This is a genomic window from Agromyces larvae (genome assembly GCF_022811705.1).
Taxonomy (GTDB): Bacteria; Actinomycetota; Actinomycetes; order Actinomycetales; family Microbacteriaceae; genus Agromyces; species Agromyces larvae.
In genome coordinates this window covers 3,665,977-3,683,196 of sequence record NZ_CP094528.1, presented here as the reverse complement: position 1 = coordinate 3,683,196, position 17,220 = coordinate 3,665,977, and the positions used below count along the sequence as shown (strand labels likewise).

The window sequence follows — 17,220 nt, the reverse complement described above, 5'->3', positions numbered from 1 at the left end:
TCGCTTCAGATGAGTTCGTACGCGAGGCGCACGCCGACTTCGCCGACGATGAACCCGACCCCGACGACGACCGGTTCTCCGGGGCGCAACGGGGTCGCGACGCCGGCCCGGTCGAGCACCCTCGAACCGTTCGTCGAGTTCAGGTCGGTGAGCCGCCACGCTCCGTCGTCGTAGCTGAGTCGGGCATGGGTCTTCGAGAGCGTGCGGCCGACGTCGGGCAGCGCGATGCGCTGCTCACCGGGGGTCGAAGAATCGGGATTGCGCCCGATGACCGCCAGCGGGCTGGTCAGCTCGATCGCCGTTCCGTCGGCGAGCTCGACGCGCCACTTGGCCTGCTTCGCCGCCACGGGTGCGGCAGGAGCGGCCACGGCCGCCACGGGTGCCGCCGGAGTCGCCGGCACCGCCACGGGCGCCGCCGGAGTCGCCGGAGTCGCCGGCACCGCCACGGCCGCCGCCGCCACCGGTGCCACCGCCACGGGCGCCGCCGGAGCTGCCGGCGCCGCCGCCACCGCGGGCGCCGCCGCCACCGGCGAGACCACCACCGGCACCTCCGCGGCCGGGATCGCGTAGCCCGACGCATCCCTCGGCGCGAACGCCACCCTCGGATCGATCGCGTCGTCGAGTTCCTCCGACCGCTCCACCTGCGGTTCGGGCGCCGGTTCCGGCCCCCAGGCGAGCACCGACATCCACACCGGCGGCAGCAGGATGCCGAGCACCGTCGCGCCGCTGCCGCGCCCGTACCGTGCGTTGATGCGATGCACCGCGGCCACGCGCACCACGAGTCCGTACACCGCGACCAGTGGAATGAAGCAGTACACGAGCGAGTGCGCCGGCCGACCGCCGCGCACGAACACCTCGGCCTCGTTCACGAACGGAACCCAGGCCTTCCACGGCTCGCCCCCGGTGCGCGCGAAGAGCCGCGAGAGCGCGAGTCCCGTCCAGAGGTACAGGCCGATCGCGACCGCCCCGATGCCGGACACGAGCACCAGCACAGACGTCACAGCCGCAGGATCGGTCACCACAGGATTCTGTCACAGCGCCCGGCATCGCTCGCGAACGCAGACGGATGCCTCGCCGGGAGCGTCCCGTGCGAAGCATCCGTCTGGTCTCGAACGGTGTCAGAGGAATCTGGCGTACGCGCCCAGCGTGAGGAACGTCGGGAACTCGGGCTCCAGCGCGACCGAGCGGAACACCTGGATCGCGTCGTCGAACCGGTCGCCCTCGAACCGCGGCAGGCCGCGCACCGCGTCGCCCATGGCGGCGACGATGAACGTCTGGTCGATGCGGGTGCCCTCGGCCGTGACCGTGTTCTCGTGCAGCCACTGCCAGATCTGCGAGCGCGAGATCTCGGCGGTCGCGGCATCCTCCATCAGGTTGTCGATGGCGGCGGCCCCCACGCCGCGCAGCCACGACTCGAGGTAGCGGATCGCGATCGAGATGTTGTCGATCACGCCCGCCTCGGTGACCTGGCCGCCCGCCGACGGGATGTCGAGCAGGTCCGCCGCGGTCACCGCGACGTCGTCGCGCAGGCGGTCGACCTGGTTGGGCCGGTCGCCGAGCACGGCGTCGAACTCCGCCCGCGCGGTCGGGATGAGGTCGGGGTGCGCGACCCACGTGCCGTCGAACCCGTCGGATGCCTCGCGGCGCTTGTCGGCCGAGACGGCCTGCAGGGCGCGCTCGGTGACCTCGGGGTCGCGGCGATTCGGGATGAACGCGCTCATGCCGCCGATCGCGTGCGCGCCCCGCTTGTGGCAGGTCTGCACCAGGAGCTCGGTGTAAGCGCGCATGAAGGGCACCGTCATCGTGATCTGCCGCCGGTCGGGCAGCGTCCAACGGCGGCCCCGGCAGCGGAACGTCTTCACGATCGAGAAGATGTAGTCCCAGCGGCCGGCGTTCAGGCCCGCGCAGTGATCGCGCAGCTCGTAGAGGATCTCCTCCATCTCGAACGCGGCCTGGATCGTCTCGATGAGCACCGTCGCGCGGATCGTGCCCTGCGGGATGCCGAGCCGGTCCTGCGCGTAGACGAAGATGTCGTTCCACAGCTTCGCCTCGCGGTGCGACTCGAGCTTCGGCAGGTAGAAGTACGGGCCGCGACCGAGCTCGATGAGCTTCGCCGCGTTGTGGAAGAAGTACAGCCCGAAGTCGACCAGCGACCCCGACGCCTGCATGTCGCGGCCGGCGCGGTCGTGGAAGCGGATGTGCTTCTCGGTGAGGTGCCAGCCCCGCGGACGCATGACGATCGTGGGCGTTTCGCGGATGTCGCGGGCCACGCGGTACTGCTTGCCCTCGGGACTCGTGTACTCGAGGTCGCCGCGCAGCGCGTCGAACAGGCTGAGCTGCCCTTCGATCACGTTCCGCCAGGTGGGGCTCGTGGCATCCTCCTGGTCGGCGAGCCAGACCTTCGCGTCGCTGTTCAGCGCGTTGATGGCCATCTTGCGGTCGGTGGGGCCGGTGATCTCGACGCGGCGGTCCTCGAGGCCCGGGGCCGCGCCGGCGACGCGCCACGACGGGTCGCGGCGGATCTGCTCGGTCTCGGGGAGGAACTTCGGGTCGCGGCCGTTCGCGGCGTCCACCCGGTTCTGCAGGCGCGCGGCGAGCAGGTCGTGCCGGGTGTGGGCGAACCGGTCGTGGAGTTCGGCGAGGAACTCCAGTGCGCCGGGCGTGAGGATCTCGTCGTACCGCTCGCCGGCGGCGCCGGTGACCTCGATCCTCGGCGCGACGGTCGCGAAGCTGCCGGTGGTCGGCGCGCCCGTACGCGAGCTGCGCGGCGCCGCCTGCGGCGGAGCATCCGTTCGTTCGATGATGAGCGAATTCATGGTCTCGTCTCCTTGCATCCCGCCGCCCCCGGTACGCAATTCAGGTCGGGAGGCGTGTCGCGGCGGTTTCCGGGTGCCGGAAGCGCGACACGCCGTGCGCGAACCTGAATTGCGTACATCGCGGGCGGGCGGGTCGGTGGGTCAGTGGGTGAACTGGTCTTCCTCGGTCGATCCGACGAGGGCGAGCGTCGCGCTGGTGGGGTTCAGCGCCGTGGCGATCTGGTCGAAGTAGCCGGTGCCGACCTCGCGCTGGTGGCGCGTGGCGGTGTAGCCGGATGCCTCCGAGGCGAATTCCGCCTCCTGGAGCTCGACGTATGCGCTCATGTGCCGCTCGCTGTAGTCCTTCGCGAGCGTGAACATGGAGTGGTTGAGGGCGTGGAAGCCCGCGAGCGTGATGAACTGGAACGCGTAGCCCATGCTCGCGAGCTCGCGCTGGAACTTCGCGATCTGGTCGTCGTCGAGGTGGCGCTTCCAGTTGAACGACGGCGAGCAGTTGTAGCTCAGGCGCTTGCCCGGGAACTTCGCGTGCACCGCCTCGGCGAACCGGCGGGCCAGGTCGAGGTCGGGCTCGGCCGACTCGACCCAGAGCAGGTCGGCGTACTCGGCGTAGGCCAGGCCGCGGGCGATGACCGGCTCGATGCCGTTCTGCACCTCATAGAAGCCCTCGGCGGTGCGCTCGCCGGTCACGAAGGGGCGGTCGCGCTCGTCGTGATCGCTGGTCAGCAGCGTCGCGGCGAGCGCGTCGGTACGGGCGATGATGACGGATGGCACGCCGGCCACGTCGGCCGCCAGGCGCGCCGCGTTGATCGTGCGGATGTGCTGCGACGTCGGGATCAGCACCTTGCCGCCCATGTGGCCGCACTTCTTCTCGCTGGCGAGCTGGTCCTCCCAGTGCACGCCGGCGGCGCCCGCCTCGATCATCTGGTGCATGAGCTCGTACGCGTTCAGCGGGCCGCCGAAGCCGGCCTCGGCGTCGGCGACGATGGGGGCCATCCAGTCCTTCGGAGCTCCCTGAGCCTGTCGAAGGGAGCCGTCACCCCCGTCGCCGGGCTCCGGGAGCGAGACCTCGATCTGCCCGGCGCGCAGCAGCGCGTTGTTGATGCGGCGCACGACGGCCGGGACCGAGTTCGCGGGGTACAGCGACTGGTCGGGGTAGGTCTGGCCGCTGAGGTTCGCGTCGGCGGCGACCTGCCACCCGCTCAGGTAGATCGCCTTCAGGCCCGCACGCACCTGCTGCACGGCCTGGTTGCCGGTGAGCGCGCCGAGCGCGGCCGACCACTGCGGGTCGTCCTGCGGGGCGAACGCGGTGCCGGTGTTGCGCTGGATGTCCTCCCACAGCTTCTCGGCGCCGCGGCGGGCGAGCGTGCGCTCCTCTCGCACCGGGCCGCGCAGGGCGATGACGTCCTCGGCGGTGTAGTCGCGCTTGACGCCCTCCCAGCGCGGGTTCGCGTCCCACTCGAGCTGCAGTTCGGCAGCGGTCTGGGTCTGGTCGCCGGGTCGGGGCTGGCTGGGCTGCTGGGTGCTCATCGTCGTGCTCCTTCGGTGGTGATCGGATGCCTCGTGCCTCGGCCGGCCGTTGCGGGCGGCGTGCGGTGTGGCATCCGGTGGCCTGTGTCCTCCACTGTGCGGGGCGTGCCGGGGGTGCGACCGACGATTCGGGGGGTGAACTTCCGCGGTTCTTCTGCGCCGCGGAAGGAACCCGCTCTCAGCGGGCTCGGGCCCGGTGCCCTGCCGCCGTGCACGGCCGGGGAGCGCCGAGCATCGAGACCGGGGCGACGCTCGAGCCGGGCGACCACGCGTTCGGGTACTGAGCGCCGAACCGCATCGGCGGGGCCGGTCGTCACGCGACGACCGGCCCCGCCGCGCGTCGGCGCGCGCCCGGCTCACCGCCCGGCGTGCTGCCCGGTTCGACTCGATGCTCCTGATCGCGCCGACCGGCTCGACCCGGATGCCGGCCATCCGTCGAGCGCCGCGCGGAACGCCTCAGGCTGCTCGACCCACGGGTAGTGTCCGCAGTCGGCCAGCATCCGCAGGTCGGCGCCGAGCGCGTCCGCGTACGCCCGTACCGGGCCGACGCCGACCAGGATGTCCCCGTCTCCGGCGATCACGAGGGTCGGGCGGCGGGGCGCCGCGAGGATGCGGGCGGCCGCGTCATCCGGAATGCCGGTGAAGTACGCCTCGATCGAGGCGAGGCTCCAGGCTCCGACCGCCGCGTGCGCACGCTCGCGCTCGGTCCATCGTGCGTAGCCCGCGGGCCCCTCGATCGCCCGGACGCGGTCGAACTCCGCCTGATCACGCGGCCCGTCGCCCGCGATCGAGGCGAACGCGGCATCCACCAGCGGGTCGCGACGCGCCCGCACCAGCGCATCGCCGTCGTACCCGGCGCCCGTCAGCCAGGCCGCGGGCGGGGTCACCAGCGCGAGGCTGCGGACGCGCTCGGGCCGCCGCGCCAGCGCGGCGAGCGCGAGCCGGGTGCCGGCCGAGTGCGCGATCACGTCGACGCCGTCCAGTCCGAGGTGGTCGGCGAGCGCGACGAGGTCGTCGGCATCGGCCCACCAGCCGCGCGAGCGCCCGCCGGTCGTCGGGGTGCCGCGCGGGTGCAGCACCGCGATCGGGCGCTCGGATGCCGCGTCGGCGAGCAGCTCGAGGTAGTCGACGCCGCGGCAGGGCCCGCCCGGCACGAGGATGGCGGGCCCGGCGCGGTCGTCGGCGCGGTCGGCGCGGTCGTCGGCGCGGTCGGCGGCGCGGTCGGCGGCGCGGTCGGCGGCGCGGTCGGCGCGGTCATCGGCGCGGGGCGCGCCGATGACGTGGTAGGCGATCCGGGCGCCGTCGGCGGCGGCGAAGGTCTGCACCCGATCGACGGTAGCCGACCGTCACGGGTCGCGCCGGGTGAGTTGTGCACAGCTGCGCGACGCCGTCGCACACGGAGCCCCGCCATCGCATAGCATCGGTCGACGGCCCGGTTCGGCCGTCGCCCCCAACCCCCCTCGAGGAGCCGCAGTGACCGCTGCCCCGCCGCCGATCGGCCTGCCCACGCCACCGCAGCCGTACCCCGCCCAGCCGCCGCGCAAGCCCGGCTTCGGCTGGGCGATGACCCTCGCGATCGCGGTCACGGCGCTGCCGGTGCTCTTCATCCCGGTCTACGTGGCTGCGGTGTTCGGCACCATCGCCTCGATCGCGGCGGCGCAGAGCGAGGTGCGCGAGAGCATCGAGGAGAGCGTCGTCACCGACGACACCGACACCTACACCGATGCCGACACCGGGCTCTCGTTCGGCGCCGGGGCCGATCTGCCGGCCGATCTGCCGTTCGACATCGAGGTGCCCGCGGGCGTCTACGCGAGCGTGAACGACTCGCTCACCGGCCAGGACGCCTGGACGGCGACCACCGAGACCGAGATCGGCTACCTCGGGTACACGAACGCGTCGACCGGGTGCGCGGTCTCGTACGACAACGGGTCGATTCCCGACGAGATCGACCTCTCGCTCGGCGACCAGGCTGCCAGCCACGCGTTCATCGAGTGGATGTTCGGAACCGAACCCGACCCGAACTCGTACACGTCGACCATCACGCACGCCGATCTGCTCGGCGAGCCGATCGGCTCCGCCGAGGCGGTCATCGAGTACTTCACCACGGATGCCACGCAGATCGCCGTGCTCGCGCGCACGTTCTCGCCCGCCGGCGAGGGCGTGATGATCTACGTCGAATGCCCGACGACCGAGGCACTCGACGCGACGCTCTCGGGCGATGTCGCGACCTACCTCGTCCTCTCGCTGATCTGATCGAAGGCACCGTCATGACACACATCGCAGCCGTTGACGCGTTCGCCGTCAGCATGGGCATCTTCGTCTTCGTCTGGGCATTCGTCGGCTTCGTGCTCGTGGCGACCTACGTCGCCACGGGCGTGCTGCTGTCGAAGGTCTTCCGTGCCACGGGTCAGCCGGGCTGGCCCGCCTGGGTGCCGGTCTACGGCACCTGGAAGCTCCTCGAGACCGGCGGCCAGCGCGGTTGGCTCGCGCTGCTGTCGTTCGTGCCCGTGGCGAACGTCGTCAGCGCGGTGTTCCTCATCATCGCCGTGCACAAGATCAACGAGGGCTTCGGCAAGGGCGTGGGCCACACGGTGCTGTACGTGTCCCTGCCCTTCGTGTGGATGGTGCTCATCGGATTCGGCGGGGCGCCGTGGCGCGGCCTGCAGCCCGCGGGCGCAGCCGCGTTCCCGGGTCACCCCGGGCAGGCGTACCCGCAGCCGGCCTCCCCGCAGCCGTTCGGGTACCAGGCGCAGCCGGCGGCCCTGCCGCAGGCGCCGACCGTGCCGCAGGCGCAGCCGGCATACCAGCCGACGACGCCGCAGGCGCAGCCGGCGTACCAGCCGCAGCAGCCGGCGTATCCCCCGTACGCGCAGCCGCAGCACCACGCGGCCGCGCCGCAGCCGCCCGCGTATCCGCCGTACGCGCAGGCGCAGGCACCGCAGCCTCAGCCGCAGCCCGGGTATCCCCCGTACGCCCAGCCGCAGGCACAGCCGCAGCCCGCACCGCAGCCGCCGCAGCCCGCCGCGCAGCCGGAGCAGCTCGCCCCGCAGCCGCCGCAGCCCGCCGCGCAGCCGGAGCAGCTCGCCGCTCAGCCGCAGCAGCCCGGGTATCAGCCTCAGCCGCCGCAGCCCGGTGCCGGGACGCCGGCGTCGTACCCCACGCCTCCCACGCCGACGCCGCCGGCCTGAGCCGAGGCCGCCGCGCGTCGCCGCATCCCGGCCGGATGCCCGGCGCCCCCTCGACGCCGGCCGGCCGACGTGATACCTTGCAGCTCTATGTACCTCGCACTGCGGGGTATCTAGCACCACGAGGCATCCGTCACGTCGCATCCGGAGGCAGCGCATGCGCATCGGCAAAGACCTGGTGGCGGCCGCCGCCACCCCGGTCGTTCTCGGCATCCTGGCCGAGGGCGACTCGTACGGCTACGCGATCCTGCAGCGGATCGCCGAACTCTCCGACGGCGAGCTGCAGTGGAGCGACGGCATGCTCTACCCGCTGCTGCACCGCCTCGAGCGGCTCGGCCACGTCGAGAGCGAGTGGAAGCAGTCCGACGCCGGCCGCCCGCGCAAGCACTATCGCCTGAGCGCCCAGGGCGCCGCGGCCCTCGCCGATCAGCGACGGCAGTGGGCGGTCGTCGACGGGGTGCTCGGCAAGGTCTGGGACGGCCGGCCGGGCGGCCCGGGTGAGCGCTTCGCACTGGGCGGAGCCTGAGCATGTCGACCGATGAGCGGCGCGAACTCGACGACCTCGTCGCCGCCTGGCGCGACTGGATGTCCCGACGCGATGCCCTGAGCGCCGCCGACGTCGACGAGCTCGAGAGCCACCTGCGCGACCGCATCGACGCCCTGCGCGAGGCCGGGCTCGCCGACGACGAGGCCTTCCTGGTCGGCGTCAAGCGCCTCGGCGCAGTCGACGACCTCTCCCGCGAGTACGCCCGCGAGCATTCGCAGCGGTTGTGGAAGCAACTCGTGCTGTCTGACGGAACGGACGGCTGGGACGTAGCCGAGGGTTCGGATGCCGCGGGCGACCCGGGCCGCGCCGCCGACGTCGGCGGCGAGGCATCCGGCCGTCGAACCCGCCGGGCGCGCTCCCTGTGGGTCGCACTCGCGCTCGGCGTGGGTGCCGGGCTCGCGGTCAAAGCTCCCGGGTGGTTCGGCGTCGACCTCGCGCAGGATCCCGGGTTCTTCGTGCGCAACACGGCGCTGCTCGTGCTGCCGTTCCTGGCCGCCTACTTCGCCTGGCGGCGCAGCCTCGCCCTCGCAGCCGGCGCCGTGGTCGCCGGTGCGTTCGTCGCGGTCGCGCTGCTGCTCAACCTGTATCCGTTCGCCGACCGGTCGGGCGTCGAGGCGCTCGGCGGCGCGCTCGCGGCGACCGAACTGCTCGCCGCGGTACACGCGGTCGTGGTGCTGTGGCTCGCGGTCGGCCTCGCGTACACCGGCGGCGACTGGCGCACCGGGCGGGCCCGCATGGACTTCGTACGGTTCAGCGGCGAATGGTTCGTGTACTACGTGCTCATCGCGCTCGGCGGCGGCGTGCTGTCGGGCCTCACGATCACGGTGTTCGCCTCGATCGACGTCGATGTCACGCGCTTCTTCGGCGAATGGGTGCTGCCCTGCGGTGCGGCCGGCGCCGTGCTCGTCGCGGCCTGGCTCGTCGAGGCGAAGCAGCGGGTGATCGAGAACATCGCGCCCGTGCTCACCAAGGTGTTCACGCCGCTGTTCACGCTCATGATGCTCGCGCTCATCGTGGCGGCCGCCGTGCAGTGGAATCTCGTCGACGGCAGCCGCGACCTGCTCATCGCGTTCGACTTCGTGCTCGTGGTGGTGCTCGCCCTGCTCGTGTACTCGTACTCGGCGCGCGACCCGCTGCAACCGGCCGGATGGTTCGAGCGTCTGCAGCTCGTGATGCTCGTCGCCGCGGTGGTGATCGACGCGATCGTGCTCGCGGCCATGCTCGCCCGCACCGGCGAGTTCGGGTTCAGCGCGAACAAGACGGCGTCGCTCGGGCTGAACCTCATCCTGCTCGCGAACCTGGCGTGGGCGGCGTGGCTGCAGTTCGAGTTCGTGCGCGGCCGCCGGCCGTTCGCCGTGCTCGAGCGCTGGCAGACGGCGTACATTCCGGTGTACCCGGGCTGGGCCGCGGTCGTGGTCGTCGTCTTCCCGCCGCTCTTCGGGTTCGCCTGACCCGTCTCCGTTCCCCGGGTTCCGGGGTCGCTCGCTGCCGCGGGCAGCGCTCAGTGCTCGGCGAACTTCTCGATGAACAGGGCCTGCGCGACGATCATGCGCTCGATCTCGGCCGGGTCGACCGATTCGTCGGACGCGTGGATGCGCGCCTTCGCCGTGTCCTCGGCTCCCCAGAGGATGATCGCGGCATCCGGCGACACCTTCTGCAGCGAGGCGACGAGCGGGATGGACGCGCCGCTGCCGATCAGCTCGACGGCCGCACCGTACGCCTCTTCGAGCGCCCGCTCGGCGGCGACGATCGCGGGGTGCGACTCGTCGACCGCGAACGCGTGCCCGACCTTCACCCGTTCGACCTCGACTTCGACGTTCCACGGCCGCTGCGAGCGCAGGTGGGTCATCAGCGCCTCGAGCTGGCCCTCGCCGTCGCTGCCCGGCACGATGCGCATCGACAGCTTCGCGGTGACCTGCGGCAGCAGCACGTTCGAGGCCTCCTGCGTGTTCGGCACGTCCATGCCGAGCACGGTCACGCTGGGTTTGGCCCACAGCCGGTCGCTGAGCGAGCCCGTGCCGAGGAATTCGACGCCGGGCAGGATGGCCGACCCGTCGCGGTAGACCTGCTCGTCCATCTCGGCGCCGGGCCACGCCGCCCCGACCCCGTCGACGCCGGGGAACACGGTGTCGCCGTGCTCGTCGTGCAGGGTGTCGAGGATGCGGATCATGGCGGTGAGCGCGTCGGGCGCCGCACCGCCGAACAGCCCCGAGTGCACGGGGTTCGCGAGCGTGCGCACCGTGACCGTGCACGCGACGTCGCCGCGCAGCGCGGTCGTGAGGCCCGGCTTGCCGACCTCTTGCGGGCCGATGTCGCCGATCACGTACGCGTCGGCGGCGAACCGCTCGGGGTTGGCCTCGACGAACGCCTCGAGGTGCGAGATCGTCTCCTCCTCGCCCTCCACGAGCAGTTTGATGCGGCAGGGTCGGTCGGGTCCGAGCAGCTTCAGCGTGCCGTAGTGCATGACGAGGCCCGACTTGTCGTCGGCCGCGCCGCGACCGTAGATGCGCCCGTCGTCCTTGGTGACGGGTTCGAACGGCTCGCTCGTCCAGCCCTGCTCCTTCGGCGCGGGCTGCACGTCGTAGTGCGCGTAGAGCAGCACGGTCGGCGACCCCTCGGGCCCGGGCAGGTCGGCGTAGACGCACGGGTAGCCGTCGGGCACGTCGAGCAGCGCGACGTCGGTCGCTCCGGCCGCGGTGAACAGGTCGACGACGGCCTGCCCCATCTCGTGCACGGGCGCGGGGTCGAACCCCGGGAACGCGACCGACGGGATGCGCACGAGCGCCTCGAGGCGCTCGACCACCTCGGGCATGAGCGCGGCCGCCCGCGCGGCGAGGTCGGAGGTGTCGGTCATTTCGGCTTCCTTCTTCCTGACTTCCTGATCGGATGCGACGGGCCATCGTGCCCGGATGCGACGGGTCCGCGCCGCTCAGACGACGAGCTGGACGAGCAGGCCCACGACCACCACGGTCACCCACGACACCAGCATCGGGATCGTGAACGAGTGCCACACCGGCACCTGGGTGAGCTTCGTGGAGCCGGTGAGGTCCGTCTCGACGGCGGCGATCTGCGACCCGTTCGCGGGGAACAGCCAGACGCCGACGAGCGAGGGCCACATCGCGGTGATGACGCCGGGCGCGAGCCCGGCGGCGAGCGCGATCGGCACGAGCGTGTTCGTCGTGGCCGACTGGCTGGTCGTGAGGCCGGCCACGAGGAACAGGGCGACCGCGAGCAGGATCGGCACCGCATCGATCAGGTCGCCGAGCGGGTCGATGATGGTCTCCTGGTTGGCGCCGATGAAGGTGTCGGCCATCCACGCGATGCCGAAGAGCGCGATCGCCGCGACGAAGCCGGCTTTCAGCAGCGACTGCTCGACGATCGCCGCCGGCTTCACCTTGCGCACGAGGATGATCGCGAGCGCCACGCTGAACATGATCATCTCGATTACGGGCGACATGCCGAGCGGTTCGAGCGCGCCGTCCTCGCCCGTCGGGAACGCCGGCCGCAGGCCCGGGAAGAGCCCGAGCAGGACGACGAGGAACGTGCCGGTGAGGAAGATCCATGCGGCGGTCGCGCCGCCGGGCGGCACCGCGTGCTCGATGTGCTTCGTCGAAGCGGGTGCCGCGTCGCTGCCGCGCTTGCCCGTCCGCGTCGACCCGGAGGCGGCCGCGCCGGAGGCATCCGCACCGTCCGCCGTGCGCCCGTCCGCTGCGAGCCCGCCCGCCGTGCCCCCGCCCGCAATGAGCCCTCGCGCCGCAGCCTGCTCGGCGAGCGCGGCCGGGATCTCGACCCGGCCTTGCCTGACCCGCTCGAGGAACACGGGGTCGTCGAGCAGCTCCTTGCCGATGCGCTGCTGCACGAACGACGTGACGAGGCAGGCGACGATCGCCGCGGGGATGGTGATCGCGAGGATCCGCGGCAGCGCGAACCCCGACCCGTCCATGAGCACGAGGTAGGCCGCCATCGCCGCCGACACCGGGCTCGAGGTGATGCCGAGGGCGCTCGTGACGGTCGACGCGGCGAGCGCGCGCTCGGGCCGCTGGCCGTTGCGGTACGCCGTCTCGTAGATCACGGGGATGAGGGCGAAGAAGATGTTCGACGTGCCCGACAGCAGCGTGAACACGAACGCGACGAGCGGGGCGACGTAGGTGAGCCGCTTCGGGTTCGCCTGGATGACCTTCGACGCGATCGACACGAGGTAGTCGATGCCGCCGGCGGCCTGCATGGCGGCCGAGGCCGTGATCACTGCGATGATGATGAAGAACGCGTCGACGGGCGGGCTGCCCGGCGGCAGCCGGAACACGAAGACGAGGATCAGGGTGCCGACCACACCCCAGAGCCCCAGACCGACTCCCCCGACGCGGACACCGAGCACGATCGCCCCGATGACGACGACGGCCTGCAACACCACGAGCACGATTTCCATGCGAGCTCTCCCCCTGAGCCATGACCGCGGTCGACGAGGTCTGGGGGGAGCGTATCGCCGCAGACCGGTCCGGGGCGAGGATCCGAGGCTCACGAGTCGTCGCGCCCGGGCGGCGAGGAGCTGGAGGGAGGCCGGACCGGCGCAGAATCAGGACGATTCTTCACAGTCGGATGCCACGCGAGCGCCCTGTTGCTCGGAGCAGGGCGCAGCATCCGCGTGAACTTCCCTGATTGTTCTGTTTGCAGTGCTGTTCTCCGCGTGTGACCATGAGGCATGGTCATCGCCGATCGCCCCACCTCAGCCGGTCACGGCTCGCCGGCCGCGGCACTCGCCGCAGCCCTCGCCGAGCCGGTGCTCGAGCGCGACGAGAGCGAGGTCGACGCCCTCACGCTGGGCCGGCGCATCCGCGACCGCCGTCTCGCCCGGGGCATGACGCTCGGCGCCCTGGCCGCGGCGATCGACCGCGCCCCCTCGCAGGTGAGCGCGATCGAGAACGGCAAACGCGAACCGCGGCTGTCGATGCTGCGCACCATCGCGCTCGCGCTCGGCACCACCGCCGACGAATTGCTGCGCCCCGACGCCCCGTCCGAGCGCGCCGCGCTCGAGATCGCCGTCGAACGCGCGATGCGCGGCCCGGTGTTCGACACCCTCGGGCTCGAGCCGTTCCGGGTGGCGAAGTCGATGAGCGACGCGACGCTGCAGACGATCCTCGCCCTGCACGACGAGATCACCCGCCTGCACCGCGAACGCGCCGCGACGCCCGAGGAGGCGCGCCGCGCGAACGCCCAGCTCCGCGCCGAGATGCGCGCCCGCGACAACTACTACGAAGAGCTCGAGCGCGAGGCATCCCAGCTGCTCGAAGCCGTCGGCCACGCCGGCGGCCCGCTCTCGAACCAGCTCGTCGCCGACATGGCCTCGCACCTCGGCTTCTCGCTGCACTACGTCGGCGACCTGCCGCACTCGACCCGGTCCGTCACCGACAAGCGCAACGGACGCATCTACCTCCCCACGTCGCAGTCGCCGTCGCGCGACTCGCGCTCGCCGATCCTGCAGGCGATCTCGTCGCATCTGCTCGGCCACGCCGAACCCGCGAGCTACCGCGAGTTCCTGCGCCAGCGCATCGAGACGAACTACCTGACCGCGGCGATCCTGCTGCCCGAGGCCGACGCGGTGCGGTTCCTCACCGAGGCGAAGAACCTGCGCCGCATCTCGATGGAGGACCTGCGCGACGCGTTCGCCGTGTCATACGAGACCGCCGCGCACCGGTTCACGAACCTCGCGACGGCCCGGCTCGGCATCCCCGTGCACTTCACGAAGGTGCACGAGTCGGGCACCATCATCAAGGCGTACGAGAACGACCGGGTGCGGTTCCCGTCCGACGCGCTCGGCGCGATCGAGGGCACCACGATGTGCCGCAACTGGACGGCCCGCACCGTGTTCGACGTCGAAGACCGGTTCAGCCCCTGGTACCAGTACACCGACACGCCGGCCGGCACGTTCTGGTGCACGTCACGCATCGAGAAGGCGAAAGAGGGCGAGTACTCGGTCTCGGTCGGCGTGCCGTTCGAGCACGTGAAGTGGTTCCGCGGTCGCGAGACACCGCATCGTGCGGTGTCGCGGTGCCCCGACCCGGCCTGCTGCCAGGCCCCGGCGGGCCTGGCCGAGAAATGGGCGGATGCCTCGTGGCCGGCCGCCCGCACGCCCACGAGCCTGCTCGCGGCGCTGCCGACGGGCACGTTCCCCGGCGTCGACCAGACCGAGGTCTTCCAGTTCCTCGAGGCCCACGCCCCGCGCACATAACCTTCCGCCCGTTCGCCTCCCGCCCGATCGCCCCCTCCACGTTCGCCCCCCCGCCACGTTCGCAATTCAGGTTCGCGCACGGCGTGTCGCGCCCCGACCCGGCGTGTCGGCGGCGCGACACACCTCCGCACCTGAATTGCGCACGGGCCGGCGCGAGAGGATGAGGCATGGCAACCACCGTCTACGAACGGCGCCGGCCGCCGGCATCCGTCATCGCCCACGCGCTCGAAGGCTCGCGCCAGTCGGTGTTCTGGCTCGATGACCTGCCCGCCGGTGCGGTCGGCGGCCGACCGAAGCTCACGGGCCGCAGCGTCGCCGAGCTCGCGGTCGTCGGCGGCGGGTACACGGGCCTGTGGACGGCGCTGCTCGCGAAGCGCCGCGAGCCCGACGCCCGGGTCGTCGTGCTCGAGGCGAAGTCGATCGGCTGGGCCGCGTCGGGCCGCAACGGCGGGTTCTGCGAAGCATCCCTCACGCACGGCCGCGAGAACGGCGCGAGCCGCTGGCCCGACGAGATCGACCTGCTCGAGCGGCTCGGTCGTGAGAACCTCGACGCGTTCGAGGCCGACCTCGAGACCTGGGGCATCGACGCCGACTGGGAGCGCACCGGCACGCTCGGGGTCGCCGTCGAGCCCCACCAGGTCGAGTGGCTGCACGAGTGGGCGGCCGAGGCATCCGCCCGCGGCGAAGCCGACGAGGTGACCCTGCTCGACGAGCACGCCGCACGCGACGCGATCGCGTCGCCGATCGTGCTCGGCGCCGTCTGGGAGCGGCGCACGGGAGCGCTCGTGCACCCGGCGAAGCTGGCGGCCGAACTGGCCCGCGCGGCCGAGGCGCTCGGCGTCGAGATCTTCGAGCACTCCCCCGTGCGCGCGATCGAAAGCCCGGGTTCGACCGGTGCCGTCGAGCTCGTCACCGACGACGGACGGCTGCTCGCCAAGCGAGCGGTCCTCGCGACGAACGTCTTCCCGTCGCTGCTGCGCCGCAACCGCCTGATGACCGTTCCGGTGTACGACTACGCGCTGATGACCGAGCCGCTGAGCGCGGCGCAGCTCGCCGAGATCGGCTGGCACGGCCGGCAGGGCGTGAGCGACCTGGCGAACCAGTTCCACTATCTGCGGCGGAGCGGCGACCGCATCCTGTTCGGCGGGTACGACGCCGTGTACCACCGCGGCGGCTTGATCCGCCCCGAGTACGAAGACCGCCCCGAGAGCTTCGAGCGGTTGGCGAGCCACTTCCTCACGATGTTCCCGCAGCTCGAGGGCCTGCGATTCACCCACCGGTGGGCGGGCGCGATCGACACCTGCACGCGGTTCTGCGCGTTCTACGGCACGGCGCGCGAGGGTCGCGTCGCCTACGCGGCCGGCTTCACGGGGCTCGGGGTGGCCGCGACCCGGTTCGCCGCCGACGTCATGCTCGACCTGCTCGAGGGTCGCGAGAACGAGCGCACCTCGTTGCGGATGGTCCGCGAGCGGCCGGTGCCGTTCCCGCCCGAGCCGGCAGCCGGCATCGGCATCGACGCGGTGCGCCGCGCGCTCGACCGCGCCGATCACGCGGGCGGGCGGCGCGGCCCGATGCTGAAACTGCTCGACGCGCTCGGGCTCGGGTTCGACTCGTGAACGGCGCCGGGCCGCTACTCCACGAGGGTGTCCACCGGCGTCGGCTGGCCCACGTTGACCGTCCCCGTGCGGATGACCGGATTCGACATCCAGATCGTCATCCCACCGGTCGGCAGGAACACGCCGCCCCCTGCGACTCCGCCGACGTTCATCGGCTGGGGGTTCGGCTGCGTCGGCTTCGGCGTGTCGGGCTTACGTTGACAGTCGACGCGCTGCGGCGGCTGCATGCCGCCCTCGAACCACACCTCTGCCTGGTAGTAGTTCGGGCCGAACGTCTCGTAGACGACGGTCGAGAGGTGGTAGGTGTTGTAGCGATAGGACGAACGAGTGCCCCGGTAGTTGTTGCTCTGGTCGTACCAGGTGTTGGCCGAGGGCGGGCGGTCGGCGCTGTCGCACCCGCTTCCCGCGGCGTGCGCGGGCGCCGCCCCGATCAGCAGACCCGCCACGAGCGCTCCGGCACTCACCGCCGCATACCCTGCATGCCTCATCCTCATCCTCTTGCTCCTCACCCATCGGGAATCGAAAGTACGCTCCGGATTCTGCCAAGGCTGCGCGCGAAACGGAACCCTATGCGACGGATGCCTCGGCGCCCGCCGCTTCGCTCGACCCGTCGGGCACGACGGGATCGATGCGGAACGTGCGCGTGAACCTCATGAGGAACTCCCGGCGCCCGGCGAGGATCGACACCGCCGACGGGTCGGCCGTGCCCGCGAGCAGGTCGCGGAACCCGGCCGGAGCCACCGCGAGTTCGACCACGTCTTCGGGGGCCGCCACGGCGGTGCGCCGCCGCGGCTGCGGCAGTGCGCCCGGGCCGATCGGCACCACGTCCAGCACCGCCCCGGCGACGACCGCCGACAGGCCGGCGCCGCCGACGTGCAGCACATACTCGGTCGGCGGCAGCGCCGCGGCGAGCTCGGGGCGGAATGCGGCGTGCAGCGAGACCGCGAGCGCGTCGGCGGAGACGACCTCGCCTTCGGCGGGTTCGCCGAGCACGTGCCATCCCCATCGCTCGAGCGCGAGCACGACGGGCTCGAGCGCGCGCCCGGAGTCGGTGAGCTCGTACCCGCCGCGCACCGTCGGCACGCGCCGGACGACGCCCGCCTCCTGCAGCTCTTTCAGCCGGTCGCTCAGGATGTTCGTCGGGATGCGCGGCAGCGATGCCTTGAGGTCGCTGTAGCGGCGCGCGCCGGCGAGCAGGTCGCGGACGATGAGCAGCGCCCACCGCTCCCCGACCCGCTCGACGGCACGGGCCACCCCGCTGTACTGGCCGAAGCCGCGCGCGATGCGCGTTCCCACGCGGTGG

Annotated in this window: 14 protein-coding genes; 6 read left to right on the top strand and 8 right to left on the bottom strand. The window is 72.1% G+C overall.

Annotated elements, in window-relative coordinates:
* Nucleotides 1-5: 5 nt before the first annotated feature.
* The 4 genes from MTO99_RS19060 to MTO99_RS17520 form a co-directional block, all read right to left on the bottom strand.
* Nucleotides 6-1,019 carry a DUF5684 domain-containing protein gene (locus tag MTO99_RS19060; protein WP_256461020.1) on the bottom strand — a complete coding sequence of 338 codons (1,014 nt, stop codon included), beginning with the start codon at nucleotides 1,017-1,019 and terminating at the stop codon, nucleotides 6-8.
* A 99-nt stretch (nucleotides 1,020-1,118) separates the two neighbouring features.
* The gene (gene aceB, locus MTO99_RS17530) at nucleotides 1,119-2,816 is read right to left on the bottom strand and encodes a malate synthase A (RefSeq protein WP_243555378.1); all 1,698 of its coding nucleotides are present in this window, start codon (nucleotides 2,814-2,816) and stop codon (nucleotides 1,119-1,121) included.
* A gap of 141 nt (nucleotides 2,817-2,957) precedes the next feature.
* Nucleotides 2,958-4,343, bottom strand: coding sequence for an isocitrate lyase (aceA, locus tag MTO99_RS17525; protein ID WP_243555376.1), 1,386 nt, complete (start codon nucleotides 4,341-4,343; stop codon nucleotides 2,958-2,960).
* A gap of 356 nt (nucleotides 4,344-4,699) precedes the next feature.
* Nucleotides 4,700-5,668 (bottom strand): alpha/beta fold hydrolase, encoded by a 969-nt coding sequence (locus MTO99_RS17520; RefSeq protein WP_243555374.1) that lies wholly within the window; start codon nucleotides 5,666-5,668, stop codon nucleotides 4,700-4,702.
* A 148-nt stretch (nucleotides 5,669-5,816) separates the two neighbouring features.
* On the opposite strand from MTO99_RS17520, the gene MTO99_RS17515 reads away from it, so the two are divergent.
* The 4 genes from MTO99_RS17515 (at nucleotide 5,817) to MTO99_RS17500 (ending at nucleotide 9,526) form a co-directional block, all read left to right on the top strand.
* Nucleotides 5,817-6,596, top strand: coding sequence for a hypothetical protein (locus MTO99_RS17515; RefSeq protein ID WP_243555372.1), 780 nt, complete (start codon nucleotides 5,817-5,819; stop codon nucleotides 6,594-6,596).
* Nucleotides 6,597-6,610: 14 nt separating this feature from the next.
* Entirely contained in the window at nucleotides 6,611-7,531 is a 921-nt protein-coding gene (locus MTO99_RS17510; RefSeq protein WP_243555369.1) for a DUF5684 domain-containing protein, read from the top strand.
* Between the two features lie 154 nt (nucleotides 7,532-7,685).
* Entirely contained in the window at nucleotides 7,686-8,054 is a 369-nt protein-coding gene (locus MTO99_RS17505) for a PadR family transcriptional regulator (protein ID WP_243555367.1), read from the top strand.
* Nucleotides 8,055-8,056: 2 nt separating this feature from the next.
* Nucleotides 8,057-9,526 (top strand): permease prefix domain 1-containing protein, encoded by a 1,470-nt coding sequence (locus tag MTO99_RS17500; protein ID WP_243555365.1) that lies wholly within the window; start codon nucleotides 8,057-8,059, stop codon nucleotides 9,524-9,526.
* A gap of 50 nt (nucleotides 9,527-9,576) precedes the next feature.
* On the opposite strand, the gene MTO99_RS17495 is transcribed toward MTO99_RS17500, so the two are convergent.
* Together MTO99_RS17495 and MTO99_RS17490 are read right to left on the bottom strand one after the other, a co-directional pair.
* On the bottom strand, nucleotides 9,577-10,929 hold the full coding sequence (locus MTO99_RS17495) for a M20/M25/M40 family metallo-hydrolase (protein WP_243555363.1): 1,353 nt from the start codon (nucleotides 10,927-10,929) through the stop codon (nucleotides 9,577-9,579).
* Nucleotides 10,930-11,004: 75 nt separating this feature from the next.
* Nucleotides 11,005-12,501 (bottom strand): anaerobic C4-dicarboxylate transporter family protein, encoded by a 1,497-nt coding sequence (locus MTO99_RS17490; RefSeq protein ID WP_243555361.1) that lies wholly within the window; start codon nucleotides 12,499-12,501, stop codon nucleotides 11,005-11,007.
* Nucleotides 12,502-12,774: 273 nt separating this feature from the next.
* On the opposite strand from MTO99_RS17490, the gene MTO99_RS17485 reads away from it, so the two are divergent.
* A complete protein-coding gene (locus MTO99_RS17485; protein WP_243555358.1) occupies nucleotides 12,775-14,301 on the top strand; it encodes a helix-turn-helix transcriptional regulator in 1,527 nt (508 codons plus the stop codon).
* A 167-nt stretch (nucleotides 14,302-14,468) separates the two neighbouring features.
* Nucleotides 14,469-15,917, top strand: a complete 1,449-nt coding sequence (locus tag MTO99_RS17480; protein WP_243555356.1) for an NAD(P)/FAD-dependent oxidoreductase — start codon at nucleotides 14,469-14,471, stop codon at nucleotides 15,915-15,917.
* Nucleotides 15,918-15,931: 14 nt separating this feature from the next.
* Here the strand turns inward: MTO99_RS17480 and MTO99_RS17475 are convergent, their stop codons facing one another.
* Together MTO99_RS17475 and MTO99_RS17470 are read right to left on the bottom strand one after the other, a co-directional pair.
* Nucleotides 15,932-16,411 carry a hypothetical protein gene (locus MTO99_RS17475; protein ID WP_243555354.1) on the bottom strand — a complete coding sequence of 160 codons (480 nt, stop codon included), beginning with the start codon at nucleotides 16,409-16,411 and terminating at the stop codon, nucleotides 15,932-15,934.
* Nucleotides 16,412-16,484: 73 nt separating this feature from the next.
* Nucleotides 16,485-17,213, bottom strand: coding sequence for a winged helix-turn-helix transcriptional regulator (locus MTO99_RS17470; RefSeq protein ID WP_243555352.1), 729 nt, complete (start codon nucleotides 17,211-17,213; stop codon nucleotides 16,485-16,487).
* Nucleotides 17,214-17,220: the final 7 nt, after the last annotated feature.